This is a genomic window from Ramlibacter sp. P4_H7, from assembly GCF_056400765.1.
Genome location: NZ_JBFUKP010000017.1, coordinates 53,325 through 78,477 on the forward strand (window position 1 = coordinate 53,325; position 25,153 = coordinate 78,477).

The window sequence follows — 25,153 nt, forward strand, 5'->3', positions numbered from 1 at the left end:
ACCGCCATGAACCCAGCGCGCCCGGACGGGGCCGACGACATCATCCGCATCGAGGCCCTCAACAAGTGGTTCGGTGACTTCCACGTGCTGCGCGACATCTCGCTGAACGTGCGCCGCGGCGAGCGCATCGTCATCTGCGGCCCCTCGGGGTCGGGCAAGTCCACCCTGATCCGCTGCCTGAACAGCCTGGAAACGCACCAGAGCGGCAGCGTGGTGGTGGACGGCATCCCGCTGGACGGGACGATCCGCAACACCGAGGCGGTGCGCAAGGACATCGGCATGGTGTTCCAGCACTTCAACCTCTTTCCGCACCTGAGCGTGCTGGACAACTGCACGCTGGCGCCGATCTGGGTGCGCAAGCAGCCGCGCGCCGAGGCGGAGGCCAAGGCAATGCAGTTGCTGCAGCGCGTGCGGATCGCCGACCAGGCGCGCAAGTACCCGGGCCAGATCTCGGGCGGCCAGCAGCAGCGCGTCGCGATCGCGCGCGCGCTGTGCATGGAACCGAACGTGATGCTGTTCGACGAACCCACCTCCGCGCTCGACCCCGAGATGGTCAAGGAAGTGCTGGACACCATGATGGACCTGGCGCGCGACGGCATGACCATGTTGTGCGTCACGCACGAAATGGGCTTCGCGCGCGCCGTGGCCGACCGGGTGATCTTCATGGACACCGGCGAGATCGTGGAGCAGGCGCCGCCCGAGAGCTTCTTCACCAATCCCCAGTCGCCCCGGACCCGGCAGTTCCTCGACCAGATCCTGCATCGCTGAGCGCGATGCGACACGCCAAAAAAACGAAGCCCCGCCATGATGGCGGGGCCTGGTCGTCGACGTGTCTGGTGCCGGAGAGAGGAATCGAACCCCCGACCTTCTCATTACGAATGAGCTGCTCTACCGACTGAGCTACTCCGGCGAAGCCCGCAATTATAGCGGAGGCGCAGACCCCGGCGGGCTCGCCCGGCTGCGCCGGATTCAAGGGGCAGCCAGCGTCACTGCGCGTGGTAGGCCGTGACCCGCTCGACTTCGTTCTTCGAGCCCAGGATCACCGACACGCGCTCGTGCAGCTTCTTCGGCTGGATGTCCAGGATGCGCTGCTTGCCGTTGGTGGCGGCGCCGCCGGCCTGCTCCACCAGCCAGGACATGGGGTTGGCCTCGTACATCAGGCGCAGCTTGCCGGGCTTCTCGGGTTCGCGCTGGTCCCAGGGGTACATGAAGATGCCGCCGCGCGTGAGGATGCGGTGCACGTCGGCCACCATCGAGGCGACCCAGCGCATGTTGAAGTCCTTGCCGCGCGGGCCTTCCGTGCCGGCCAGGCATTCGTCGATGTAGCGGCGCACCGGCGGCGCCCAGTGCCGCATGTTCGACATGTTGATCGCGAACTCGCGGGTGTCGTCCGGGATCGTCACGTCCTCCTGCGTCAGCACGAACGAGCCCTGTTCCCGGTCCAGCGTGAACATGGCCACGCCGTCGCCGACGGTGAGCACCAGGGTGGTCTGCGGCCCGTAGACGCAGTAGCCGGCGGCGACCTGCCGGTTGCCGCACTGCAGGAAGTCGCCCTCGTCGACGCCACGGTCGTCCTCGGGCATGCGCAGCACGCTGAAGATGGTGCCGATGCTCACGTTGACGTCGATGTTCGAGGAGCCGTCCAGCGGATCGAACAGCAGCAGGTATTCGCCGCGTGGATAGCGGTTGGGCACCACGTGGATGCCTTCCATCTCCTCGCTGGCCATGCCCGCCAGGTGGCCGCCCCATTCGTTGGCCTCGATCAGCACCTCGTTGGCGATGATGTCCAGCTTCTTCTGGATCTCGCCCTGCACGTTGCCGGTGCCGGCGGAGCCGAGCACGTCGCCCAGCGCGCCCTTGTTCACGGCATGGCTGATGCGCTTGCAGGCGCGCGCCACCACCTCGATCAGCAACCGCAGCTGCCCGGGGATGTGGCCATGGGTGCGCTGCTGCTCGACAAGGTAGCGGGTGAGGGAAGTCGTGCTCATGGATGAACTTTAACTCTGAAAAAACGCGAGGGCGATGCCCCGGCGATCAATCCGCCAGGGCGCGGGTGACCACCTCGCGCACGTCGTTACTCAGGTCCGGCTTGGCCGCCACGCGGGCGATCGCCTCGCGGGCGGCGCTGCGCAGGGGCTCGGCCAGCTTCTTCCAGCGGTCCAGCGCGCGCGCCAGGCGGGCGGCGACCTGCGGGTTGATCGCATCCAGTTCGACCACGCGCTCGCTCCAGTACACGTAGCCGGCGGCGTCGCTGCGGTGGAAGCCGCCCGGGTTGCCGCTGCAGTAGCTGAAGATCACGCTGCGCGCGCGATTGGGGTTGCGGATGTTGAAGTCCGGGTGGTGCATCAGCTGCTTGACGATCGGCAGGATGTTGCCGCCGTGGTCCGGCGCGCCGGCCTGCAGGGCGAACCACTTGTCCAGCACCAGCGCCTCGTTCTTGAACAGGGCGTGGAAGCGCTGCAACGCCTGCACGCCCAGCGCGTTGCCGCTCACCACCAGCGCCGCCAGGGCGTTGAAGCGGTCGGTCATGTTCGACGCGTCCTTGAAGCGCTGGTAGACCTTGCCGGGCCAGACCGTGTCGCCGCTCGTGCGCGCGGCCAGGCACAGGTGCGTGAGCGCCAGGCCGGCGAGCGCGCGGCGGCCGCTGGACACCGGGTCCGGCTGGTAGGCGCCGCTGTCCTTGTGCGCCTCGAAGGCCCATTCCCAGTCGGCGAACAATGCCTGCGCCAGCTGCTGGCGCATCTCCTCGCGCACCTGGTGGATGCGCTGCGGATCGACCACGTCCAGCTGTTCGGCGATGAAGGTTTCCGCCGGCAGCGTCAGCACCAGGTCCTTGAAGGCGGCGTCCAGCGCCGGGTGGCGCAGCACGGCGCGCATGGCCTCGACGTAGGGCGCATCCAGCCGAACCGGCATGTCGCCGCGGATGAAGGCGAGCGCGCGGCCGGTCGCCAGGCGCTGCGCGGCCTCCCACCGGTTGAAGGGATCCGTGTCGTGCGCCAGCAGCGCCAGCAGCTGCTGGTCGCTGTAGTCGTACTCCAGCACCACCGGCGCGCTGAAGCCGCGCAGCACGGAGGGCACCGGTTCGCTCGTGTAGCCGGGGAAGGTGAGCGTCTCGCTCGCCTGCGTCAGCACGTGCATGCCGCTGGTGAGCTCGCGGCCTTCGGCATCGATCAGGCCCAGCGCCACCGGGATCACGAACGGCTGCTTGTCCGGCTGGCCCGGCGTGGAGGGGCAGGACTGCGACAGCGACAGTGTGTAGATGCCGGACACTGCGTCGAAATGGGTCTGCACGCGCACGCGGGGCGTGCCGGCCTGGCTGTACCAGCGCTTGAACTGGTCCAGCCGCTGCGCCAGCTGCGAGTCCGGGTTGGCGTCGGCGATCGCCTGCGCGAAGTCGTCGCAGGTGACGGCCTGGCCGTCGTGCCGCTGGAAGTACAGCGTGAGGCCCTTGGCGAAGCCTTCGCGGCCCACCAGCGTCTGCATCATGCGCACGACCTCGGCGCCCTTTTCGTACACCGTGACGGTGTAGAAGTTGTTGATCTCCAGGTACTGGTCGGGGCGCACCGGGTGCGCCATCGGGCCCGCGTCCTCGGGGAACTGGGCGGTGCGCAGCACCCGCACGTCCTCGATGCGCTTGACCGCGCGGGCCGAGGCGTCGCCCGCGAGGTCCTGGCTGAACTCCTGGTCGCGGAACACCGTGAGGCCTTCCTTCAGCGACAGCTGGAACCAGTCGCGGCAGGTGACGCGGTTGCCGGTCCAGTTGTGGAAGTACTCGTGGCCCACCACCGATTCGATGTTGGCGTAGTCGGTGTCGGTGGCCGTCGCCTGGTTGGCCAGGACGTACTTCGTATTGAAGATGTTCAGGCCCTTGTTCTCCATCGCGCCCATGTTGAAGTCACTGGTGGCGACGATCATGAAGCGCTCCAGGTCCAGCGGCAGGCCGAAGCGTGCCTCGTCCCAGGCCACGGAGGCCATCAGCGAGTTCATCGCGTGCTCGGTCTTGTCCAGGTCGCCGGGGCGCACGAAGACCTGCAGCAGGTGCTGCTGGCCGCTGCGCGTGGTGATGCGCTGTTCACGGCACACCAGCTGGCCCGCGACCAGCGCGAACAGGTAGCTGGGCTTGCGGAAGGGATCGACCCACTTGGCGAAGTGGCGGCCGTCGTCCAGCGTGCCTTGCTCCACCAGGTTGCCGTTGGACAGCAGCACGGGGTACTTGCGCTTGTCCGCGCGCAGGGTGACCGTGTAGCTGGCCATCACGTCGGGACGGTCCAGGAAGTAGGTGATGCGGCGGAAGCCCTCGGCCTCGCACTGGGTGAAGAAGGAGTCGTTGCTGACGTACAGGCCCATCAGCTTGGTGTTCTTGGCCGGCGCGCAGGTGGTGAAGATCTCCAGTTCGAAGGGCTCGTTGCCCTCGGGCAGGTTCTCCAGCACCAGCTGGCCTTCCTCCATCTTGAAGGAGGTGCCCTGTCCGCCCACCAGCACGCGCGCGAGGTTGAGCTCTTCCCCGTCCAGCCGCAGCGGCTGCGGCATGACCTCCGGGTTGCGGCGCAGGCGCATGCGGTTGAGCACGCGCGTCTTCACCGGGTCGAGGTCGAAGCACAGTTCGACGGTGTCGATCCAGAAGGCCGGCGGCTGGTAGTCCGCGCGGTGGATGACCTTGGACGTTCCTTCACGCATGGAGGGTCTCCAGAAATTTTGTTTTCATGAGTTCTTCGTAGTCGTTCGCCTGGGCGATGACATGGGGGCCGGCGAGTTCTTCGGGTCCGTGGGTCGAGCAGATGGCCACGGCACGCATGCCGGCGCGCCGCGCCGCCTCGATGCCGAAAGGCGCGTCCTCGAACACGATGCATTCCGCTGCGGGCACCTGCACGCGCCGCGCCGCTTCGAGGAACAGGTCGGGCTGCGGCTTGCCGGCGATGCCTTCGTCGCCGCCGACGATCGCGTCGGGCGCATGGGCGAGCTTCAGGTGCTCCAGCACGAAGGCGATGTTGTTGCGGTCGCCCGCGGTGGCCACGGCGAGCTTCAGGCCGCGCTGCACCACCTGCCGCGCGAATTCGCGGAAGCCACGGACCTCGCGGAAGTCCCGCGAGAAGAAGTCGCGGTACAGCGCTTCCTTTTCGTTGATCAGCGCCACGGCTTCGTCGTCCGGGATGGCTTCGCCCATCAGGATGCGGATGCATTCGACGCCGGTGCGGCCGGTGGTCTTGCGCAGCACTTCCGCCACCGGCATGCGGATGCCGTGGCGCTGCGTGAAGACCTCCCAGCTGCGCGCATGGGCGGGCATGGAATCCACCATGGTCCCGTCCATGTCGAACACCAGCGCGCGGGGGGCCATCACACCCCCTGCTTCAGGGACGCCTCGATGAAGGTGTCGAGGTCGCCGTCCAGCACCTTCTGCGTGTTGGAGATTTCCACGCCGGTGCGCAGGTCCTTGATGCGGCTCTGGTCCAGCACGTAGCTGCGGATCTGGTGGCCCCAGCCCACGTCGGTCTTGCTGTCTTCCAGCTTCTGCTGCGCCTCCATTCGCTTGCGCATCTCGAAGTCGTACAGGCGCGAGCGCAGGCGCCGCCAGGCGACGTCGCGGTTGCTGTGCTGGCTGCGGCTGTCCTGGCACTGCACGACGATGCCGGTGGGCACGTGCGTCAGGCGCACCGCCGAATCGGTCTTGTTGATGTGCTGGCCCCCGGCGCCCGAGGCGCGGTAGGTGTCCGTGCGCACGTCCGCCGGGTTGATGTCGATCTCGATCGAGTCGTCGATCTCGGGATAGACGAACACGCTGGCGAAGCTGGTGTGCCGGCCGCCCGAGGAGTCGAACGGCGACTTGCGCACCAGCCGGTGCACGCCGGTTTCGGTGCGCAGCAGGCCGAAGGCGTAGTCGCCCTCGATCTTCAGCGTGGCGCCCTTGATGCCGGCCGTGTCGCCCGGCGTCTCGTCTTCCACCGTGGCCTTGAAGCCCTTGCGCTCCGCGTACTTGAGGTACTGGCGCATCAGCATGCTCGCCCAGTCGCAGGCCTCGGTGCCGCCGGCGCCGGCCTGCAGGTCGAGGAAGCAGTTGCTGGGGTCGGCCGGCTGGTTGAACATGCGGCGGAACTCGAGGTCCTTGACGATCTCCTGCAGCTTGTCGCCTTCCGCCTCGATCGTGGCCAGCCCGGCCTCGTCGCCCTCCTCCTTGCTCATCTCGTAGAGCTCGAGGTTGTCGGAGAGCTCACGCTCCAGCGACTGGATGGTCAGCACGACGCCATCCAGCTGCTTCTTTTCGCGGCCCAGTTCCTGGGCCTTCTTGGGGTCGTTCCAGACCGCGGGGTCTTCGAGGGCGGCGGTGACGGTCCTCAGGCGCTCCGATTTGGCATCGTAGTCAAAGATACCTCCGGAGATCCGCGGTGCGCGCCTGCAGGTCAGCCAGGGTGGTACCGATCAGGTTGATGCGTTCTGCGTCCATGATGTTGTTCTCGCGATGCCTTTGAAGGAACCGGTCATTTTCTCATGCCGCACCTGCGGCGCCCGCCAGGGGCAGTGACAGGATGAATTCCGCGCCTTCGCCGGGCGCGCTGCGCACCTCCAGCCGCCCCTGGTGGGCCTGGGCGATCTGGCGCGCGATGTACAGGCCCAGGCCCAGCCCCGCGACCTGCGCGGCGCCCTCGGTGCGCTCGAACTGCTCGAAGATGCGCTCCTGGTCTTCGGGCGCGATGCCCATGCCCTGGTCCCGCACCGAAACGAAGGCCTCGGGCTCCTGCTCGCGGGTGCCAACGGTCACCGCCACCGGCTTGCCCTGCCCGTAGCGCAGCGCATTGGTCAGCAGGTTGGTGATCACCTGCTCGATGCGGAACTCGTCGCCCACGTAGGGCAGGGTGTCGGGCGCGGCCAGCGTGACGGTCACGCCCTGGTTGTGCGCCAGGTCCTGGATGGCGTCGACCACCGCGGTGACCGATGCCGCCAGGTCGAAGGACGCGGGAACGATCGTGAGCTTGCCGGTGCGGGCCCGCGACACGTCCAGCATGTCGTCCAGCAGGCGCACCATGCTGCGGATCTGGCGCTCGTCGCGCTCCACCATCTTCAGCATGGTCTGCGAATCGGGCGGCTTGGGTGCGGCGAGCATCCGGCGCCGCAGCTGCGCCTGCAGGTACACCGAGTTGAGCGGATTGCGCAGCTCGTGCGCGATCATGGACATGAAGTCGTCGCGCATGCCAACGGCGCGCTGCAGCTGCGCCTGGGCTTCCTGCAGCTCCTTGCGCTGGCGGTACAGCTCCACGAACACGTTGACCTTGCTGCGCACGGTGTGCGGGTCGAGCGGCTTGTAGAGGAAATCCACCGCGCCGGATTCGTAGCCGCGGAAGGCATAGTTCAGTTCGCGCCCCCCGGCACTGACGAACACGATGGGGATGCCGCGCGTGCGCTCGGTGCCGCGCATCAGCTCGGCGAGCTCGAAGCCGTTCATGGCGGGCATCTGCACGTCGAGGATCGCGAGCGCGAACGGATGCTCCAGCATCAGCGACAGGGCCTGCTCGCCGGAGCGTGCGGTGAAGATGCGGCGTCCGGGCTGGCGGATCAGCGCCTCCAGGGCGACCAGGTTCTCCTGCAGGTCGTCCACCAGCAGCACGTTGACGTCGTCGGTTTCGGGCAGGGTGGTCATGGGCGCACCACAGTGTGCAGCAGGCGCCGCAGGCCCGCCAAAGGCAGCACGAAATCGGGCTGGGCCAGGGCGGCGGCGGCCGCGGGCATCGCGGCGTGCGCGGCTTCCGATGGATCCTGCACGGCGGTGAGCCCACCCAGGGCACGGACGCGGGCGAGCCCGCGGGCGCCGTCCTCGCTGGCGCCGGTCAGGATCATGCCCGCCAGTCCCTCGCCATAGGCGTCGGCGGACGACTCCAGCATCAGGTCGATGGAGGGCCGCGAGAACAGCACGGGCGGGTCGCAGCTGAGCGAAAAGGTATGGTCCGCCTCCAGCAGCAGGTGGTAGCCGGGTGGCGCGAAGTACAGCGTGCCGCCCTCCACCGGAGCGTGCGGTTGGGCCTCGCGCACCGGCACTCCCACCCGGGCCTGGAACACCGGCACCAGCTGGCTTTCGTGGTTCTCCGGCAGGTGCAGCACGACCACGATCGGCGCGGCCACCGGCGGCTGCAGGCCGTCCAGCAAGGTGAAGAGCGCATCGATGCCGCCCGCCGAGGCGCCGATGGCGACGGCCTTTGCGCGCCACGCGAAGGGCTCCGGCAGTCGGGTGCTGGTGCTCATGGCCGCTCCCCCAGCTTGCGGTAGATGCGGTCGGGCCGGCTGACCGGCTCGAAGCGCTGGGCATAGGCGGAGAAGTCCAGCGTCTCCTTCGAGCCGATCCCCAGGAAGCCGCGCCGCGACAGCGATTCGTGGAACAGGCCGAGCGCGCGGTCCTGCAGGGAGCGGTTGAAATAGATCAGCACGTTGCGACAGGACACCAGCTGCGTCTCCGAGAACACCGAATCGGTGGCCAGGCTGTGGTCGGCGAAGGTGATGCTGTCGCGCAGCCGGCGGTCGAACAGCGCGCCGCCATAGGCCGCGCTGTAGTAGTCGCTGAAGCTGCGCAGCCCGCCGGCGCGCTGGTAGTTGCGGGTGAAGGCCTGCATCGGCTCCAGCGGAAAGATGCCCTTGCGCGCCTTGTCGAGCGAGGCGTGGTTGATGTCGGTGGCGTAGAGGATGGTGCGTTCCAGCAGCCCTTCCTCGTGCAGCAGGATGGCCAGGGAATAGGGTTCCTCGCCCGTGCTGCAGCCCGCCACCCAGACCTTGAGCGACGGATAGGTGCGCAGCACCGGCACCACGTGCCGCCGCAGCGCCAGGAAGTAGGCCGGGTCGCGGAACATCTCGCTCACCGGCACGGTGAGGTACTGCAGCAGCTGCGCGAAAGCGTCGGGATCGTGCAGCACGCGTTCCTGCAGCGCGGAGATGGACGGCGCGTCCATGCGCTGCTGCGCCTGCAGCACGCGGCGCTTGAGCGACGCCTGGGCGTAGTCGCGAAAGTCGTGGCCGTAGCGCAGGAAGATCGCCTGCACCAGCAGCCGGATCTCGATGTCCGCCACCGGCAGGTTCATCGGGCCTCCCCCGGGCTCGGGCGGCCGGGCGGCGCTCACAGCATGCGCTCCAGCTTGGGCATCCAGACGCGCATGAGGGAGAACAGGCGCTCCAGCTCGATGGGCTTGGCCAGGTAGTCGTTGGCGCCCGCGGCCAGGCACTTCTCCTGGTCTTCCTTCATCGCCTTGGCGGTCACGGCGATGACGGGCAGCTTCTGCCAGCGCGGGTTCTTGCGGATCTCGCGCGTGGCGGTCAGCCCGTCCATCTCCGGCATCATGATGTCCATCAACACGAGATCGATGCCGTCGGGGTTTTGTTCCAGCTTCTGCAGGGCCTCGACCCCGTTGCGCGCCACTTCCACCTCGGCGCCCTTCTGCTCCAGGGCGCTGGTCAGCGCGAAGATGTTGCGCATGTCGTCGTCCACCACCAGGATGCGGCGCGCCTCGAAGGCCTTGTCGCGGCTGCGCGCCGTGCGCAGCATCTTCTGGCGCTCGCTGGACAGCTGCGTCTCCACCTTGTGCAGGAACAGTGTCACCTCGTCGAGCAACCGCTCCGGCGAACGGGCGCCCTTGATGATGATCGAGCGCGAATAGCGCAGCAGCTCCGCCTCCTCGTCGCGCGTGAGGTTGCGGCCGGTGTAGACGATCACCGGCGGGAAGGACCGGCTCTCGCCCGCGGCCATGCGGTGCAGCAGTTCCTGGCCCGTCATGTCGGGCAGCTTGAGGTCGATGATCATCACGTCGAACACGGAGTCGGCCAGCGCCTGCAGCGCCTCGCTGCCGCGCTCGACGGCGACGATCTCCACGTCCCCGTCGCCGATCAGCGCCGTGACGCTTTCGCGCTGGCGGCGGTCGTCCTCCACCAGCAGCACCCGCTTGAGCTTCTGGCTCAATTTGCCTTCCAGCCGGCGGAACACGGCCTGCAGTTCCTCGCGCGAGGCCGGCTTGCGCGCATAGCCGATGGCGCCCATCTGCAGCGCCGGTTCCGAGCGGTCCTCGGCCGACAGCGCGTGCACGGGGATGTGGCGCGTGCGCGGGTCCTCCTTGAGGCGCTGCAGCACGGCCAGGCCGGTGTCGTCCGGCAGCAGGATGTCCAGCAGCACGGCGTCCGGCACGTGCTGCAGCGCAAGTTCGCAGCCTTCGCGCGCGTCGTGCGCCACCAGGCAGCGGTAGCCCATCTCGTGCGCCAGGTCGAACAGGATGCTGGCGAAGCTCGCGTCGTCCTCCACCACCAGTACCGTGCGGCGCCCGTTGGCGGGCAGCTCGCGGTCGTCGGGGAAAGAGGGCGCTGCCGTCGGCGCGGGTGCGGGCGCGGGCGAAGACACCGGTGCCGCGGCCGGCGCTGCCTGCACGGGCGGCGTGTCCGTCGGTGGCACCATCGCCACCGGCCGTTGCGCGAGGTCGGCGTGGTATTCCAGCGGCAGCACGAGGGTAAACGTGCTGCCCTGGCCGGGCGCGCTGTCCACCGTGATGTCGCCGCCCAGCAGGCGCGCGAGGTCGCGCGAGATCGACAAGCCGAGCCCGGTGCCGCCGAAGCGGCGGCTGACCGTGCCGTCGGCCTGGCGGAAGGCCTCGAAGATCAGGTCCTGCTGGGCCGGATCGATGCCGATGCCGCTGTCGCGCACGTCGAAGCGGATGCGGCCGCCGTCGCAGGGGGCCGCGTGCAGCGTCACGCTGCCGTGCTCGGTGAACTTCACCGCGTTGGACAGCAGGTTGCGCAGGATCTGTTCCAGCCGGTGCCGGTCGGTGTACACGCTGGCCGGCACGCCGTCGTCGAGCTCCACCTCGAAGTGCAGTCCCTTGCGCTCGGCCAGCGGCTCGAACATGGAGCGCAGCCCATGGGCCACCGAGGCGACGGCGGCCACCTCGGGCCGCATCTCCAGCTTGCCGGCCTCGACCTTGGCGATGTCGAGGATGTCGTTGATCAGGTTGAGCAGATCGTTGCCCGCCGTGTGGATGGACTCGGCGAACTTCACCTGTTCCTCGCTCAGGTTGCCCTGCGCGTTGTCCGCGAGCAGGCGCGCGAGGATCAGGGAGCTGTTGAGCGGCGTGCGCAGCTCGTGCGACATGTTGGCGAGGAATTCGGACTTGTAGCGGCTGGCCCGCGTCAGCTCGCCCGCCCGCTCTTCCAGCTGCACCTGCGCCTCGCGCAGCTGGTCGCGTTGCTGCTCCAGGCGATCGGTCTGTTCGGACAGCTGGACGTTGGACTGCTCCAGTTCCGCCTGCTGGCTTTCCAGGTGCGCCTGCGATTCCTTCAGCGCGCGCGACTGCTCTTCCAGCTCCTCGTTGGCGGTGCGCAGTTCCTCCTGCTGCACCTGCAGCTCCTCGTTGAGCTGCTGCGTCTCCTCCAGCACGTCCTGCAGCCGCTTGCGGTAGCGCGCGGCTTCCAGCGAGGCCCCGAGGATGCTGCTGCAGTACGCGAGCAGTTCCCCGTCGCGCGGCTGCAGCGGCCGCAGCAGGCCGATCTCCAGCAAGCCGGCCAAGCGTCCTTCGTGTTCGACCGGGGCGACCAGCACGGACTGGGCCGTCGCTTCGCCCAGCCCGGAACTCACCTGCAGGTAGCCGGGCGGCACGGGGTCCAGCGCGATCTGGCGGCGCTGCACCGCGCTCTCGGCGAGCAGCGTGCGGTCCGCGGCCAGGCGTTCCCCGGTTCCCTGCGCGCGCGGCGACCAGCCCCAGGTCGCCGCGCGCACGAATCCCGGCGCTTCCGGCAGGTAGAGCGCGCCGACGGCGATGCCCAGGTACTTCGACAGGAATTCCAGCGCGCCATGGCCGACAGCGGCGACGTCCTGTTCCCGGCCCAGGCGCTCGGACAGAAGGGATTGCCCTTCGCGCAGCCAGGCCAGGCCCTGCAGCGCTTCCGCCTGCCGCTGCTGTTCCAGCAAGGCGGTTTCGTAGCTGGCGGACAGGCCCATCAGGTCCCTGCGGCCGCGCCAGGCGATCAGCCCGCCCGTTCCCAGCATGAACAGCACGAAGGCGAGGGCAGTGAACAGCGCGTTGCGGTTGGTGCGCTCGATCCGGTCGGCGCGGTCGCGTCGCTCGACCCGGAAGAACTCGTCGAACTCCTCGCGCACCTCGTCCTTCAGCTCGCGGCCGGTCGAGGCTTCCACCTGTCCGGACGGGTCCTTGCGCTTGCTGGCAATGCGGCTGTCTGCGAATCCGCGCCACTTCGCCTGCAGCTCCTCGATGCGGTCCAGCCGCTGCAGCTGCGCGCCGTTCCCTGCCAGTTGCTGCCTCAGCAGGGCCGCCATCGCGGGCATGCGGCCCTTCGCATCGTCGACCTGCTTGAGGTAGCGTTCGTCCCCGTTGAGCAGGAACCCGCGCACCCCGGACTCCATCTCCAGGTCGAGCTTCTGCACGGCGGACGCCTGCGACAGCAGCTCGTCGCTGCGCTGCACGCTGGTGATCGCGGCGGCCAGGTAGGCCAGCAGGGACAGGAAGGCCACGGCGCTCACCACGCCCAGCACCAGCGGGAGCGTGAGGTTGCGCGTGAGAATGCGGCGGAACGACGCGGAAGGGTCGACGGAGTGGGTCAGGGGCATGGGTCCGGTGCCTCTACGGGGCAACCGGCCAGTGTGCCCGGAAACGCGGCCGTCGTGGGCTGAGGGCCCAGGCAAACGCGGGGCCTCGGCCCCGCTTCAGCGCGACAGTAGCGCTGTCAGCGCGCGGTGGCGCCCAGCCGTGCCTGCGCCGTGCGGCTGCCCAGGGTGGCAGCGCGTTGCAGCCAGCGCACGGCCTGTGACGGATCCTGCGGCACGGTCGCGCCCTCGAGGTAGGCGACGCCCAGGAAGTAGCTCATCTCCATGCGGCCGAAGCGGATGCCCTCGTCGGTGGATTTGCCCGAGCGCTTCACGATCATCGGCACATCGCCCTTGCCGTCGGCGAAGGCCTGCATCTGGTCGATCGTGCTGCGGAAGAAGCGGTCGCGCGCGGCGAGCGCCTTGTCCTTGTCGGGCAGGGTGGCCACCAGCTCGTCGGCCAGCACCGGCAGTGCCTCGAAGGGGGTCATGCCGCCGCGCATGCGCGGCGAATACCAGGCATGCAGCATCGCGCGGTCCAGCGGCAGCAGGCCGTCGACCTTGGTCGGGAAGTAGCTGAGCACCGTCTTGCCGGCGGGATGACCGCGCACGCCCATCACGTGCATCGCCTCGTGGTAGGCGCAGCGCCAGGCATCGCGGCTGCGCATCTGCATGGCGGCCGAGTCGATGCGGGTCTCGGTCTGGAAGTTCAGGAAGGTCACGCAGGGCTGGTTTTCTTCCAGCATGTTGTCGGGCGTGATTTCGATGCTGACGTTGGCGACCTGGGCCGCGTCGGGACGGTCGCTGACGTCCACCAGGCGCACGCCGGATTCGGCGGCGACGTCGGCCATGGCCTTCAGGGTGTGCTGCTTGTGGGCGGAGAGGTTGACGCCGAAGACGCGAACGCGGATGTCCTGCTCCCAGCGGACCAGCCGGGTCGGCGTGCCGCTCTGGTGCCACAGCACTTCCCACATCGTGCCCATGCCCTGCTCGAACTCATCCGATTGAGCGAGGGCCGGACTCATCGCCGCCGCCGCCATCAGGGCGGTTACACCTGACTTCCACAACATTGGAGGGTCCCCTTGTCGAACAAGGATGACTATCAGGTAGGACGGCTCCTACGGCAAGACTTGTTACGTTCGTAGCTTTGCACAGCAGGCTGTGACAAGAAAATTTCACGGTCCAACCCGGCCGTGATGCCGGAAGACTGCAGCCTTCGCCACTAGCGCGGGAGAAAGTCCTCGATGAGGTGTGCCAGTTGTTGCGGCTGGTCGTGGTGCAGCATGTGCCCCGCGTCATCGATCCTGCCCATCCGCAGGTCGGACACCGCCTTCAAACGTTCGTGGTATTCGGCCAGCGTGAAGCGGCCTTGCCACCAGTGGGCCAGGCTGTCGTCGCTGGCTTCCACCGCGAGCACGGGCGCGCGGATCGCCCGATAGACCGCCAGCACCTCGTCCACGCGGAACAGGCTGGCGTTGATGATCTTGTGGGCCGCATCGCCCAGGATGCGCCAGCGGCCCTCGGCGTCCGGCCGGGCCCAGTACTGCGCCAGCCACTCGGCCTTGTCCTTCGTCAGGCGCTTGTTGGTCTTCATCAGCCGACCCGCGACGCTCTCGACGCTGTCGTAGCTCTTGAGGTTCAGCTCGTCGCGGTGGTAGGCCTTCAGCTGGTCGATCCATTTGGCGTAGCGGCCCGGTGCCTGCTCGGGTTTGCTGGCCGGCATGCCGAAGCCTTCCAGGTTGACCAGCGCGCGGATGCGTTCCGGCCGCGCGCCCGCATAGAGCATCGCGATGTTGCCGCCCATGCTGTGGCCCACCAGGTCCACGGGCGTGCCGGGCGCGTAGTGATCGAGCAGGAAGTCCAGGTCCGCGAGGTAGTCGGGGAACCAGTAGTTGTCGGTGCCGGGCAGCTCGGTCAGGCCGTAGCCGCGCCAGTCCGGCGCGATCACGTAGCGGTCGCGGGCCATGGCGTCCACCACGAACTGGTAGGACGCCGCGACGTCCATCCACCCGTGCACCATCACCAGCGGGGGCTCGCCTGTCCGCGGCTCGCCCCACAGCCGCACGTGATAGCGCAGATTGCGGATCGGGACAAACTCGCTGCGGGAGGGACGCCGGGGTTGGTACATTCGTCCGATCATAGGAGGGCGGACGATGGACCGCAGTCAAGGCAGGGACAACTGGGCGGCGATGCATGCGGCTTTCCGCTGGCAGGTGCCGCCGCAGTTCAACATCGCGCAGGTGTGCTGCGCGCGGTGGGCGCAGGGTGCGGATGCGGAGCAGCGCGTGGCGATCCGCGCGCACGCGACGGAGCCGTCCACGCTGTCGTATGCGCAGTTGCAGCGCGAGGCCAATGCGATGAGCAACCTGCTGCTGGCGCTGGGCGTGCAGCGCGGCGACCGCGTCGCCATCGTGATGCCGCAGCGCTTCGAAACGGCGATCGCCTACATGGCGGTGTTCCAGCTGGGCGCGGTCGCGATGCCGCTGTCCATGCTGTTCGGGCCGGAGGCGCTGGAGTACCGGTTGCAAGACAGCGAGGCCGTGGTGGCCCTGTGCGACGAGAGTTCGATCGCCAACGTGGCGCAGGTGCGCGCGCAATGCCCGTTGCTGCGCACGGTGGTGGGTGTCGGCGGCGCGGAGGCGCAGGCCGACCTCTCCTGGGAGGCGCAGCGCAACGCGCTTGATCCGCACTTCACTCCGGCGGCCACGCATGCCGACGACGGCGCGATCCTGATCTACACCAGCGGCACGACCGGTCCGCCCAAGGGCGCGCTGCTGCCGCACCGTGCGCTGATCGGCAACCTGCCGGGCTTCGTGTGCAGCCAGAACTGGTTCGGCTTCGATCCCCGCGATCCCGCTAGCGGCACGCAAGCCGTGTTCTGGTCGCCCGCGGACTGGGCCTGGACCGGCGGCCTCATGGATGCGCTGCTGCCCTCGCTGTACTTCGGCCGGCCCATCGTGGCCTTCAACGGCCGCTTCGGACCCGACCTGGCCTTCTCGCTGATGCAGGAGCATGGGGTCACGCACAGCTTCCTGTTCCCGACGGCGCTCAAGGCGATGATGAAGGCCTATCCCGAGCCGCGCGGCAAGTTCGAGCTGCGGCTGCAGGCGCTGATGAGCGCGGGTGAAGCCGTGGGGGACGCCGTCTTCGCCTATTGCCGCGACCAGCTGGGCGTGGTCGTCAACGAGATGTTCGGCCAGACCGAGATCAACTACGTGGTGGGCAACTGCGCCATGAACGGCGACACCGAAGCCGGCGCAGGCTGGCCGGCACGCGCCGGCAGCATGGGACGACCGTATCCCGGCCACCGCGTCGCGGTGATCGACGAGGCCGGCCAGGAGGTGCCTCCGGGCGTGCCGGGCGACGTCGCCGTGAACCGCCATGACGTGCACGGCGACCCGGACCCGATCTTCTTCCTCGGTTACTGGAAGAACGCGGACGCGACGCAGCGCAAGTTCACCGGCGACTGGTGCCGCACCGGCGACCTCGCGACCCGCGACGCGGACGGTTATCTCTGGTACCAGGGCCGTGCCGACGACGTCTTCAAGGCGGCGGGCTACCGCATCGGCCCGAGCGAAATCGAGAACTGCCTGGTCAAGCATCCGGCGGTGGTCAATGCGGCGGTGGTGCCGAAGCCGGATTCCGAGCGTGGCGCGCTGGTGAAGGCTTATGTCGTACTCGCTCCCAACGTGCTGGAGGCGCGGGCGGTCACCAGCCGCGGGCAGCACGACTTCGACGCCGAGCTGATCGCCGACCTGCAGCTGCATGTGAAGGGCAAGCTCGCTCCCTACGAGTACCCGAAGGAGATCGAATTCATCGAGGCGCTGCCCATGACCACCACGGGCAAGGTGCAGCGGCGCGTGCTGCGGCTGCAGGAAGAGGAGCGGGCGCGCTTGCGGCTCTCGGCGTAGGAAGGGTCTGTCCGCGCCTGTTCCCGCTGTCCCGCCTGCGCTGGGCTGCCGGGTCGTTAACTTGTCGCCCATGGCGATCCATTGGCGCAAAGCTTCCCTGATCGGCGGTGTCCTGGTGGCCGGCGTGGCCGCCGGAGCCATCGGCATGATGAGTTTGCGCGGCGGCGACGGCCCTTATGCCGGGTCCGCGGCACCCGCGACGCGTTCCATGGGCTCGGCGCCGGCCACCACTGCTTTCATCAAGGCGGTGGCCGGCAACTGCGAGATGGTGCCCATGCTGCCCAGCGCCGGCAATGGAGACGGCCGCGCGATCCTGCAGGCCAACCCCGCGTCGGCGACGGCCGCCGAGGTCGGCTCGCTGATCCTCGACGGCAAGGAGGCCTCGGCCTCCGGCCACCAGCGCGATGCGGAAATCGATTTCCTGAATGCGTGCCGCAATGCCGCGGCGCTGCCGGACAGCGACGGCATCCCGCTGGCGGATGCGATGTACCAGCTCGGCCGCCATTACGCCAACGTCGCGGCCTTCGGCGCCCCGAAGTCCCAGGACCTGTTCCAGCGCGCCGAGCGCCTCTACAGCGCGAGCCTCGAGGCCTATCGCGCGCGCTACGGCGAAGGACACGAGAAGACCAAGTTTGCGCTGGCAGGCCTGGCGACGGTGCAGCAGGTCACCGGCGGCAAGCCACCGACGGTCGTGGCCAAGGCGCCGCCGTCGTCCGCTGCGCCGGTGCCCGATCCGGCTGCCAAGGCCTCCGCAGGCTCGGCCGCCCCGGAACCCGTGACGGCAGCCGCTTCCGCTCCGGCACCGCAGATGGCGCAGGCACCCGTGCGCGCCCCTGCACTGCCCGCGGCCAGGACGGCCGCGCCGGCCCCCATGCCGCCGGTGGCCGCTGCGCCAGGGCCCGCACCTGCTCCCCAGGCCGGCAAGGCCACCAGCGTGGCCGCTGCACCCGTGCCGGTCCGGCCCCCGCCAGCTGCGGCGCGCGAGCAGGTGGTCGCGGCCGCGCCCTTGGGCGAGCCTCCCGCGCAACCGCGTCGCACTTCGCCCTCGTTCAACTGCGCACAGGCGCGCTCCGCGAGCGAAAAACTGATCTGCGGCGACGAGGAACTGGCGCGCATGGACCGCGAGCTTGGCGCTCTTCACCAGCGCGCCAAGCAGGCGGCCGCCGATCGCCGCGCCTTCCAGCGCAACAGCGACGCCGAATGGCAGCGGCGCGAAGCCACCTGCCGCGACCGCGACTGCCTGCTGCGCTGGTACGCGCAGCGCCGGGCGGAACTGAGTGCCGCTGCCTCCGCATCTGCGCCGCAGCCGCCCGCCGTGGCAACGAGAACGGATGCGGCGGACGCCAGGCCGCCCATTGCGGACGAACAGAAGCCCCGGGTGCAGGTGCGCCGGGCGCCGCAGCGTCCTGCCACCATGGAAGCCGAGGACGAAGCCCAGTACGTGCCGCCGCCCATGCGGCCGCCGCGGCCCATGCGGATGCCGTCTTCCGGGCCGGAAATGGTGGCGCCGCCGCCGCCCTCCATGGGGATGGGCGCGGGCAGCGGCGTGCCCACGGCGGAAGGCTCCGCCGGCCAGCCCTGAGCGCCTGCTCGGCAACACTGCGCGGACCTTCTAGAGATAGAGCCGCTGGCAGTTCTCGCAGTAGAAGCTGCGCCGGTGGGTGCGCCCCAGGTGCGCCTTCTGGAACGGGATGTGGCAGCGCGGGCAGGTCCGCTTGGTGTGCGCGAGCCAGTGCTTCTTCAGCACGAACTGCTTCTTCCACTCGTAGAAGTCGAAGCTGTACTGGCGCGCCTCGCGGACCAGCTCGCGCAGCTTGGCCGCGGGCAGGGCGCCCACCTTGGACAGAGGGTGGACGCGGATGCGGAACAGCACTTCGTTCTTGATGATGTTGCCGACGCCGGCAAACAGGTCCTGGTTCAACAGCGCATCGCACACCAGCATCTCCGGCTGCGCGCGCAGGCGCTGCAGCGCCAGCTTGTCGTCCCAGTGCTCCGACATGACGTCGGCCCACCAGTCGTACACCAGGTCGATCGGCTCTTCGATGAACCGCACCGAGCACGCGTAGAAGTTGATCTCGCCCTGGTCGAATCCGAGCGACAGCCGAGGCACTGCCCAGCTCTTGTTCTCGTTGATGCGGTAGCTGCCGAACAGCATGAAGTGCACGCGCAGGCTGAAGTCCGGCAACTCCACCAGGAAATGCTTGCCCCAGCTGCGGAAGGCTTCGATGCGCTGGTGCAGCAGCCGCTCCTTCTCGATCGTGGTGTTGCCCGAGACCCGCTCGATCGTCTTGCCGAGGAAGGGAGTGACCTGCTCTTTCAGGATGACGATCGAAGGGCCTTCGGGCATGCCGCTAATATGCTCGACCGACCCTTCCCAGCGAGACCTCTGTAACGCCATGCAAACCATCCAGCTCGGCCAGAGCGACCTGCGCGTGACCCCCATCTGCCTGGGCACCATGACCTTCGGCGAGCAGGTGAACGAGCACGACGCGCACGCCATCCTCGATCGCGCGCTGGAGCGCGGCATCAACTTCATCGACACCGCGGAGATGTATTCGGTGCCTCCGCGCGCGGAGACCTTCGGCGCCACGGAGACCATCCTGGGCCACTGGCTGGCCGCGCGTCCGGGCCTGCGGCAGATGATCGTGCTCGCCACCAAGGTGGCGGGCCCGTCCCGCGGGATGCCCTGGGTGCGCGCGAACAGCGGCCTGGCGGCGGCGGACATCGTCGACTCCTGCGAGGGCTCGCTGCGCCGGCTGAAGGTCGACGTCATCGACCTGTACCAGATCCACTGGCCGGAGCGGCACGTGCCCAGCTTCGGCGAGATCTACTACGACCCGAAGAAGGAGCAGTCCCGGACTTCCATCTACGAACAGCTGGAAGCCCTGCAGAAGCTGGTGCGTGCCGGCAAGGTGCGCTTCATCGGCCTGTCGAACGAGACGCCGTACGGCGTCCACGAATTCGTGCGGGTGGCGGAACAGTTCGACCTGCCGCGCATCGCGACCGTGCAGAACCCGTATGCCCTGTCCAGCCGTGGCCTGGACAACGGCCTCGACGAAACCATGCACCGCCTGGGGGTCTCCCTGCTCGCGTACTCGCCGCTCGCGTTTGGCGCGCTCACGGGCAAGTACGACCAGGGCGGGCTGGACGCCCCCGAAGTGCGGCAGGGACGGCTTTCGAAGTTCGAGCGCATGCGCGGCCAGCGCTGGGCGCGCCCCGCCGCATTGGCTGCCGCCCGGCGCTACAACGCGCTGGCGCGCGAACACGGCCTGACGCCCACCCGCATGGCGCTTGCCTGGTGCTATGGGAACTGGCGCGTGGCCAGCACCATCATCGGCGTCACGTCGCTCGCGCAGCTGGAAGAGGACGTGGACGCCTGGGACACCAAGCTGTCGCCCGAGCTCCTGGCCGCGATCGACCAGGTGCGCTGGGAGATGAGGGACCCGGCGGCCTGACCCGGCATGGCGAAGAAGGCGCACGTCAGCGAGACGCCGGCCACGGCCTTCCTGAAGGCGCACGGCGTCCCCTTCACGGAACATCCTTACGAGTACGTCGAGCACGGCGGCGCGCAGCACAGCGCGCAGGTGCTCGGACTCGATCCGTTCACCGTGGTGAAGACGCTGGTGATGGAGGACGAGAAGGCACGGCCGCTGCTCGTGCTGATGCACGGCAACCGCACCGTGTCCACCAAGAACCTCGCGCGCCAGATCGGCGCCAAGTCCGTGCAGCCCTGCAAGCCGGAAGTGGCCAACCGCCACAGCGGCTACCTGGTGGGAGGCACGTCGCCCTTCGGGACGCGCAAGCAGATGCCGGTGTACATCGAGGACAGCATCCTGGCGCTGCCCGCCATCGTTCTCAATGGCGGGCGGCGCGGCTACCTGGTCGGCATCGCCCCGGAAGTTTGCGTTCGCCTTCTCGGCGCGCAGCCGGTCCGCTGCGCGCTGGAAGACGAGTAGGGCGTTCGCCCGCCCTCAGGGCTTGAAGTCGATCTCGTTGGCTTCCACGCTGCCGGTGCCGCCGATGGGCAGCGTGCCCTTCACGCGGATGTTCGCGCCTTCGACCAGGTCGGCAGCGACCGTGCCGTCCTTCTGCTGCGTGCTGCCGCTGTAGTGGAAGCTCACGCCGCGCACGACGAAGGTCTGCGCCGTCTTGTTGACCAGCGAGGCGGTGCCGCGCACGTCGACCTTGGCTTCCTCGGCTTCGTTCTCGACCTCGATCTTGCGCGCGACGAGCACGCCGTTGCTGAGCGAACCCTCGATCTCGACGCGTTGGCCGACGGGCATCACCGTGCCGCTGGGCAGTGCCGACGTGTTGATGGTGATGCCGTTGACCGACAGCACCGTGCCGTTCTGGACCAGGATGCCTTCCACCTCGGCCTCGCTGCGGTCTTCGACAGCCTGGCGCAGGTCGATCCGGTTGACCACCCATTGGCCGCTGCTGTTCGCCACGGTCTGGGTGCGCACGCGCACGAACAGGCCGTTCGCGAGCGCCGTGGTGGGCAGGCGGGTGGCCGACGCGTAATTGAAGGTCGCCGCCCCGATCTGGAAGGTCTTCGCCGTCGTGTTGAGGCCGGCGATGAATCCGCGCACCTTGAACTCCGTCACCCCGACCTCGCGTTCGATGCGCGAAGCCGTCACCACGCCCGCGGAGTCGGCGAAGCCATGCACCTCCAGCACGTCGGCCGGTGCGATCGCGGAGAAAGTCGTGCCCGCGAATACCGTGGCGGCGGTGACCCGCACCGTCTGGCCGAACACGACCAGCGTGTCGGGCGCCGTCTTCGAGAGCACCGGTCCCTTGATCTGGCTTTCGATGGTGATGCTGGAGGCCGTCGTGTTGGGAAGCACGTCGCCGCTGCCGGCCGTGATCGCGCCGCCTTGCACCCGCACCACCATGCCCAGCTTCAGGTCCTGCGTGGTGAGCACCTTGGCCTCGTCGTCGTCATCGGCGATGCGGGCCGCGTTGTCCTCGAAGCGCACGCCGTTGACGATCACCGAGCCGAAGCCGCTGATGCGGCCGGTGGAGAACGAGCCGGTGCCGCCGGTGTCGACCCCCGCGATGGAGCCACCCCCACCCCCACCCCCGCCACCGCCGCCGCAAGCGGGCAGGACGACCAGGCCGGCCGCGCCGAGCAGGGTGACGAGCGCACGCCGGCGCGGCATGCGCGGCGATGCAGGGGAAGTGGGCAGGTCGGACATGGCTAGTTCTCCTTGGGGGGTGAGACGGGCGTTGCAGGCGCCGCATCGGGCGCAGGCGTCATGGCGTCGGTGTAGGCAAACAGGCCGATGCGCAGCCGCTGTTCGGCGGGGCGGCCGGCGGACTTGTCGGCATCGATCAAGGCCTGCAGCGCCGGCGCGAGCGTGTTCAGCAGGCGCTGCCATTCCGTGCTGACCAGTTCGCGGACTTCGGCCAGCGAGGCATCCGACAGTTCGTCGGCGAAAAGGGCCTGCTCGAAATGGCGGCTGCCGTCGGACAGCACGTTGTCCACCGCGGCGGCGAGATGGTCGCCCACGTTGGCGCCGAGGAAGGCGAGCATCCGGTCCAGGTCCGCGCGCGGGACGAAGGCGCTGTGCAGCAGGTGCACCCGGCCGTCCGCTTCGTCCACGCGGGCGAGGCCGAGGCGGGTGAGTTCCTCCAGCAGCGTGCGGGGATGCACGTCGCGGGTGACCGAGTTCGCCAGGCTCTCGAAGCTGGGCGAAGCGCCCTGCGGAGGCAGCGCCATCGGGTTGCCATCCGCATCACGCAACGCGGGGTCGGAGAGCCACCGGGTGAAGACCTGCGTGGCGGGCGAGGGGCGGGCGGCGGCGGCTTCACCCGCGCCGCGTTGCATCAGGCGGGTCACTTCGCGCCGGTTCAGGCCCGTCGTGGCGCTGACGCGGCTGACAGCGCGATTGGGCACCACACCGGGGTGGGCGGCTCGCGCAGCTTCGACGAAGCATTGCTTCAACGCTTCCTCCAGCTCTCCGAAGGGCAGCCCGCGGCCCACCGCAAGCCGCGCGATCGGCCGCAGCACTGCGCGGAAGGCGCGCAGCAGCGCGCGCTGTTCGAGCGGCGAATGGGAGCCACCCGCCAGTGCGGCCTCGAGTTCGGCGGGGTCTGGAGAGACGCGGAAGTCCATGGAAGGTTCTCAGTGCGTGCAGTTTGAAATGGGCAAACTGCACAGTCAAGAGGAAATGTGCAACTTGCACAGTTACATATTGCGGGAAGGTTGCATGCTAACGACGACATCGGCGCTCCTCCGCTGCTGATCGCACGGCGGACAGGCAGGGGTCAGCTTCGCAGTGCTACACCCGCTTCCAAGATCAAGACAACACAACAGGAGACGACATGGCTTGGCAGCAGGTTTACGACCCGATGGGCAGCATGGTGCTTTCCACGTTCCTGGCCGCGATCCCCGTGGTCGTGATGCTGGTCGGACTCGGTTTTCTCCACTTGAAGGCGCACGTCGCCGCGTTGGCGGGGCTGGTCGCCGCGCTGGTGATTGCCGTGGCGGCCTTCGGCATGCCCGCCGCGATGGCGGGCCAGGCGGCCTGGCTGGGCGCGCTGACCGGGTTGCTGCCGATCGGATGGATCGTGCTCAACATCATCTTCCTGCACCAGCTCACCGAGCGAAACGGGTCGTTCAAGGTGCTGCAGGACTCGATCGCCGGCGTGACCGAGGACCGGCGCCTTCAATTGCTGCTGATCGCGTTCTCCTTCGGCGCGTTCTTCGAAGGCGCTGCCGGCTTCGGCACGCCGGTCGCCGTGACCGCCGCCATGCTGATCGGGCTCGGCTTCTCGCCACTGGCGGCCTCCGGCCTGTCCCTGATCGCGAACACGGCCCCGGTGGCGTACGGTGCGCTCGGCACGCCCATCCTCACGCTGGCGAAAGTGCATGGCTACGACGTCAACGCGATCTCCGCGATGGTCGGCCGGCAGCTGCCGTTCTTCTCGCTGCTGGTTCCGTTCTGGCTGATCTGGGCCTTCGCCGGCCGCCGCGGCATGCTGCAGATCTGGCCGGCCATCCTGGTCACCGGCGTGTCGTTCGCGATCCCGCAGTTCCTGGTGTCCAACTACATCGGCCCGGAACTGGTCGACGTGATTTCGGCCGCCGTGTCGATGCTCGCGCTGGTGGCTTTCCTGCGCGTGTGGAAGCCGCGCGAGATCTGGACCTCGGTGGTGCCGCGCGGCCACGAGGCAGATGCCGGCGCCGCCGGCGCCGTGACACCGCGCACCGTGCACCCCACCGGCGACGTGCTGCGCGCGTGGCTGCCCTGGGTGCTGCTGGCCGTGTTCGTCTTCCTCTGGGGCCTGCCGCCCATGAAGGCCTGGCTGAACGGAATCTTCGCGCCCAACTATCCGATCGAGGGCCTGCACAACATGATCGAGCGCGTGCCCCCGGTCGTGCCCAAGGTCACGAAGGAGGGCGCGGTCTACGCGTTCACCCTGCTGTCCGCGACCGGCACCGGCATCCTGCTGGCGGCGGTCGTCGGCGGCCTGCTCGCGCGCTACAACCCGGTGGAGATCGTCCGCATCTACGGCGCCACCTTCTGGAAGGTGCGCTATTCGCTCGCCACCATCGCGCTGATGCTGGCGCTGGGTACCGTCACGCGCTATTCCGGGCTCGACACCACGCTGGGCCTGGCGTTCGCCGCGAGCGGCGTGTTCTATCCCTTCTTCGGCACCCTGATGGGATGGCTGGGCGTGGCGCTGACCGGTTCCGACACCGCCTCCAACGTGCTGTTCGGCGGCATGCAGAAGGTTGCCGCGGACCAGCTGAACCTGCCGGTGAACCTGATGGGCGCGGCCAACAGTTCCGGCGGCGTGATGGGCAAGATGATCGACGCGCAGTCGATCGTCGTGGCCTCCACCGCCACCGGCTGGTTGAACAAGGAAGGCGAGATCCTGCGCTACGTGTTCTTCCACTCCATCGCGCTGGCCGCCCTGGTGGGCATCCTGGTGACGCTGCAGGCCTACGTGCCGCCGTTCACCGGCATGGTCGTGCGCTAGCACGCTGGCACGGCTGGCCGCGTGTGGCCCGCTGGCAGAATAGCGGGCCACACGAAGGAGAAGCCCGGCATGCAAGCGATCTACCCCTTGGTGGCCGTCGTGGCCGCCTACCTGCTCGGCTCGCTCGCCTTCGCGGTGATCGTGAGCAGGGTGATGGGGTTGTCGGATCCGCGCACCTTCGGCAGCAAGAACCCGGGCGCCACCAACGTGCTGCGCTCGGGGAGCAAGCCGGCCGCGGTCGTCACCCTGCTGCTCGATGGCCTGAAGGGCTTCGTGCCCGTGCTGCTGGTCCAGCGCTTCGGCCATCCGTACGGGCTGGAGGAAGGCACGATGGCCATGGTGGGCCTGGCCGCCTTCCTGGGCCACCTCTATCCGGTGTTCTTCCGCTTCGAGGGCGGCAAGGGCGTCGCCACCTTCATCGGCGTCGTGTTCGGCATCCACTGGGTGCTCGGGCTGGCCACGGCCCTGACCTGGCTGATCATCGCCTTCTTCTTCCGCTATTCCTCGCTCGCTTCGCTGGTCTCGGCGGTGTTCGCCCCGGTGTATTACCTGCTGGGCGATCGCCTGCAGTGGTACGCGGAACGGCCGGTCGCGGTGGCGCTGTTCGCGATGGCGCTGCTGCTCGCATGGCGCCATCGCGCCAACATCCAGCGGCTGATGCAGGGCAAGGAATCGCGGCTCGGCGCCAGGAAGGCGGGCTGAC

General features: G+C 68.6%; 20 protein-coding genes and 1 tRNA gene. 7 read left to right on the forward strand and 14 right to left on the reverse strand.

The features are described 5' to 3' along the window. Window positions 1-6 precede the first annotated feature (6 nt). Complete coding sequence (locus AC1DSA_RS20090) at window positions 7-768, forward strand: amino acid ABC transporter ATP-binding protein (protein ID WP_477892465.1); 762 nt, start codon at window positions 7-9, stop codon at window positions 766-768. Window positions 769-834: 66 nt separating this feature from the next. On the opposite strand, the gene AC1DSA_RS20095 is transcribed toward AC1DSA_RS20090, so the two are convergent. The 11 genes from AC1DSA_RS20095 to AC1DSA_RS20145 all read right to left on the reverse strand — a co-directional run bounded on the left by AC1DSA_RS20095 (window position 835) and on the right by AC1DSA_RS20145 (window position 14,681). Continuing rightward, window positions 835-910, reverse strand: a tRNA-Thr gene (locus AC1DSA_RS20095). A 76-nt stretch (window positions 911-986) separates the two neighbouring features. Next, the gene (locus tag AC1DSA_RS20100; RefSeq protein ID WP_477892467.1) at window positions 987-1,988 is read right to left on the reverse strand and encodes a class 1 fructose-bisphosphatase; all 1,002 of its coding nucleotides are present in this window, start codon (window positions 1,986-1,988) and stop codon (window positions 987-989) included. Window positions 1,989-2,034: 46 nt separating this feature from the next. Beyond that, window positions 2,035-4,677 (reverse strand): aminopeptidase N, encoded by a 2,643-nt coding sequence (gene pepN / locus AC1DSA_RS20105; RefSeq protein ID WP_477892469.1) that lies wholly within the window; start codon window positions 4,675-4,677, stop codon window positions 2,035-2,037. After that, the gene (locus AC1DSA_RS20110; RefSeq protein ID WP_477892471.1) at window positions 4,670-5,335 is read right to left on the reverse strand and encodes an HAD family hydrolase; all 666 of its coding nucleotides are present in this window, start codon (window positions 5,333-5,335) and stop codon (window positions 4,670-4,672) included. The genes pepN and AC1DSA_RS20110 overlap by 8 nt, the downstream gene beginning before the upstream one ends. Further along, a protein-coding gene (gene prfB / locus AC1DSA_RS20115) for a peptide chain release factor 2 (RefSeq protein WP_477892472.1) occupies window positions 5,335-6,439 on the reverse strand; the annotation gives its coding sequence in 2 pieces (ribosomal slippage) (window positions 5,335-6,357 and window positions 6,359-6,439; 1,104 coding nt in all). The genes AC1DSA_RS20110 and prfB overlap by 1 nt, the downstream gene beginning before the upstream one ends. A 42-nt stretch (window positions 6,440-6,481) precedes the next feature. Continuing rightward, entirely contained in the window at window positions 6,482-7,630 is a 1,149-nt protein-coding gene (locus AC1DSA_RS20120) for a hybrid sensor histidine kinase/response regulator (RefSeq protein WP_477892474.1), read from the reverse strand. Further along, complete coding sequence (locus AC1DSA_RS20125) at window positions 7,627-8,229, reverse strand: chemotaxis protein CheB (RefSeq protein WP_477892476.1); 603 nt, start codon at window positions 8,227-8,229, stop codon at window positions 7,627-7,629. The genes AC1DSA_RS20120 and AC1DSA_RS20125 overlap by 4 nt, the downstream gene beginning before the upstream one ends. Continuing rightward, window positions 8,226-9,056 carry a CheR family methyltransferase gene (locus AC1DSA_RS20130; RefSeq protein ID WP_477892478.1) on the reverse strand — a complete coding sequence of 277 codons (831 nt, stop codon included), beginning with the start codon at window positions 9,054-9,056 and terminating at the stop codon, window positions 8,226-8,228. The genes AC1DSA_RS20125 and AC1DSA_RS20130 overlap by 4 nt, the downstream gene beginning before the upstream one ends. A gap of 35 nt (window positions 9,057-9,091) precedes the next feature. Further along, a complete protein-coding gene (locus tag AC1DSA_RS20135; RefSeq protein ID WP_477892480.1) occupies window positions 9,092-12,577 on the reverse strand; it encodes a response regulator in 3,486 nt (1,161 codons plus the stop codon). 116 nt (window positions 12,578-12,693) lie between these two features. Further along, the gene (locus AC1DSA_RS20140; RefSeq protein ID WP_477892482.1) at window positions 12,694-13,578 is read right to left on the reverse strand and encodes a hypothetical protein; all 885 of its coding nucleotides are present in this window, start codon (window positions 13,576-13,578) and stop codon (window positions 12,694-12,696) included. Window positions 13,579-13,775: 197 nt separating this feature from the next. Continuing rightward, window positions 13,776-14,681, reverse strand: coding sequence for an alpha/beta fold hydrolase (locus AC1DSA_RS20145; RefSeq protein WP_477892484.1), 906 nt, complete (start codon window positions 14,679-14,681; stop codon window positions 13,776-13,778). A 25-nt stretch (window positions 14,682-14,706) separates the two neighbouring features. Here AC1DSA_RS20145 and AC1DSA_RS20150 point away from each other — a divergent pair, with 25 nt between their 5' ends. Next, window positions 14,707-16,464, forward strand: coding sequence for an acetate--CoA ligase (locus tag AC1DSA_RS20150; protein WP_477892486.1), 1,758 nt, complete (start codon window positions 14,707-14,709; stop codon window positions 16,462-16,464). 70 nt (window positions 16,465-16,534) lie between these two features. Next, a complete protein-coding gene (locus AC1DSA_RS20155; protein WP_477892488.1) occupies window positions 16,535-18,046 on the forward strand; it encodes a lysozyme inhibitor LprI family protein in 1,512 nt (503 codons plus the stop codon). Window positions 18,047-18,076: 30 nt separating this feature from the next. Here the strand turns inward: AC1DSA_RS20155 and AC1DSA_RS20160 are convergent, their stop codons facing one another. Then, the gene (locus AC1DSA_RS20160; RefSeq protein ID WP_477892490.1) at window positions 18,077-18,811 is read right to left on the reverse strand and encodes a DNA-formamidopyrimidine glycosylase family protein; all 735 of its coding nucleotides are present in this window, start codon (window positions 18,809-18,811) and stop codon (window positions 18,077-18,079) included. 49 nt (window positions 18,812-18,860) lie between these two features. Between AC1DSA_RS20160 and AC1DSA_RS20165 the strand changes: the two genes are divergently transcribed. Together AC1DSA_RS20165 and AC1DSA_RS20170 are read left to right on the forward strand one after the other, a co-directional pair. Then, entirely contained in the window at window positions 18,861-19,919 is a 1,059-nt protein-coding gene (locus tag AC1DSA_RS20165) for an aldo/keto reductase (protein WP_477892492.1), read from the forward strand. Between the two features lie 6 nt (window positions 19,920-19,925). Further along, window positions 19,926-20,420, forward strand: coding sequence for an aminoacyl-tRNA deacylase (locus AC1DSA_RS20170; RefSeq protein WP_477892494.1), 495 nt, complete (start codon window positions 19,926-19,928; stop codon window positions 20,418-20,420). Between the two features lie 15 nt (window positions 20,421-20,435). On the opposite strand, the gene AC1DSA_RS20175 is transcribed toward AC1DSA_RS20170, so the two are convergent. Next, the gene (locus AC1DSA_RS20175) at window positions 20,436-21,659 is read right to left on the reverse strand and encodes a DUF5666 domain-containing protein (RefSeq protein WP_477892496.1); all 1,224 of its coding nucleotides are present in this window, start codon (window positions 21,657-21,659) and stop codon (window positions 20,436-20,438) included. 2 nt (window positions 21,660-21,661) lie between these two features. Continuing rightward, window positions 21,662-22,579 carry a DUF6502 family protein gene (locus AC1DSA_RS20180; RefSeq protein WP_477892498.1) on the reverse strand — a complete coding sequence of 306 codons (918 nt, stop codon included), beginning with the start codon at window positions 22,577-22,579 and terminating at the stop codon, window positions 21,662-21,664. A 209-nt stretch (window positions 22,580-22,788) separates the two neighbouring features. Between AC1DSA_RS20180 and AC1DSA_RS20185 the strand changes: the two genes are divergently transcribed. Together AC1DSA_RS20185 and plsY are read left to right on the forward strand one after the other, a co-directional pair. After that, window positions 22,789-24,450, forward strand: coding sequence for an L-lactate permease (locus AC1DSA_RS20185; protein WP_477892500.1), 1,662 nt, complete (start codon window positions 22,789-22,791; stop codon window positions 24,448-24,450). Window positions 24,451-24,519: 69 nt separating this feature from the next. Then, entirely contained in the window at window positions 24,520-25,152 is a 633-nt protein-coding gene (gene plsY, locus AC1DSA_RS20190; RefSeq protein WP_477892502.1) for a glycerol-3-phosphate 1-O-acyltransferase PlsY, read from the forward strand. The last annotated feature ends 1 nt before the right edge of the window (window position 25,153 follow it).

What these genes read in the sequence shown, in the direction of transcription:
- AC1DSA_RS20090 (WP_477892465.1), top strand. Translation starts at nt 7, where the DNA reads ATGAACCCAGCGCGCCCGGACGGGGCCGACGACATCATCCGCATCGAG.
- AC1DSA_RS20100 (WP_477892467.1), bottom strand. Translation starts at nt 1,988, where the DNA reads ATGAGCACGACTTCCCTCACCCGCTACCTTGTCGAGCAGCAGCGCACC.
- pepN (WP_477892469.1), bottom strand. Translation starts at nt 4,677, where the DNA reads ATGCGTGAAGGAACGTCCAAGGTCATCCACCGCGCGGACTACCAGCCG.
- AC1DSA_RS20110 (WP_477892471.1), bottom strand. Translation starts at nt 5,335, where the DNA reads ATGGCCCCCCGCGCGCTGGTGTTCGACATGGACGGGACCATGGTGGAT.
- AC1DSA_RS20120 (WP_477892474.1), bottom strand. Translation starts at nt 7,630, where the DNA reads ATGACCACCCTGCCCGAAACCGACGACGTCAACGTGCTGCTGGTGGAC.
- AC1DSA_RS20125 (WP_477892476.1), bottom strand. Translation starts at nt 8,229, where the DNA reads ATGAGCACCAGCACCCGACTGCCGGAGCCCTTCGCGTGGCGCGCAAAG.
- AC1DSA_RS20130 (WP_477892478.1), bottom strand. Translation starts at nt 9,056, where the DNA reads ATGAACCTGCCGGTGGCGGACATCGAGATCCGGCTGCTGGTGCAGGCG.
- AC1DSA_RS20135 (WP_477892480.1), bottom strand. Translation starts at nt 12,577, where the DNA reads ATGCCCCTGACCCACTCCGTCGACCCTTCCGCGTCGTTCCGCCGCATT.
- AC1DSA_RS20140 (WP_477892482.1), bottom strand. Translation starts at nt 13,578, where the DNA reads ATGAGTCCGGCCCTCGCTCAATCGGATGAGTTCGAGCAGGGCATGGGC.
- AC1DSA_RS20145 (WP_477892484.1), bottom strand. Translation starts at nt 14,681, where the DNA reads ATGTACCAACCCCGGCGTCCCTCCCGCAGCGAGTTTGTCCCGATCCGC.
- AC1DSA_RS20150 (WP_477892486.1), top strand. Translation starts at nt 14,707, where the DNA reads ATGGACCGCAGTCAAGGCAGGGACAACTGGGCGGCGATGCATGCGGCT.
- AC1DSA_RS20155 (WP_477892488.1), top strand. Translation starts at nt 16,535, where the DNA reads ATGGCGATCCATTGGCGCAAAGCTTCCCTGATCGGCGGTGTCCTGGTG.
- AC1DSA_RS20160 (WP_477892490.1), bottom strand. Translation starts at nt 18,811, where the DNA reads ATGCCCGAAGGCCCTTCGATCGTCATCCTGAAAGAGCAGGTCACTCCC.
- AC1DSA_RS20165 (WP_477892492.1), top strand. Translation starts at nt 18,861, where the DNA reads ATGCAAACCATCCAGCTCGGCCAGAGCGACCTGCGCGTGACCCCCATC.
- AC1DSA_RS20170 (WP_477892494.1), top strand. Translation starts at nt 19,926, where the DNA reads ATGGCGAAGAAGGCGCACGTCAGCGAGACGCCGGCCACGGCCTTCCTG.
- AC1DSA_RS20175 (WP_477892496.1), bottom strand. Translation starts at nt 21,659, where the DNA reads ATGTCCGACCTGCCCACTTCCCCTGCATCGCCGCGCATGCCGCGCCGG.
- AC1DSA_RS20180 (WP_477892498.1), bottom strand. Translation starts at nt 22,579, where the DNA reads ATGGACTTCCGCGTCTCTCCAGACCCCGCCGAACTCGAGGCCGCACTG.
- AC1DSA_RS20185 (WP_477892500.1), top strand. Translation starts at nt 22,789, where the DNA reads ATGGCTTGGCAGCAGGTTTACGACCCGATGGGCAGCATGGTGCTTTCC.
- plsY (WP_477892502.1), top strand. Translation starts at nt 24,520, where the DNA reads ATGCAAGCGATCTACCCCTTGGTGGCCGTCGTGGCCGCCTACCTGCTC.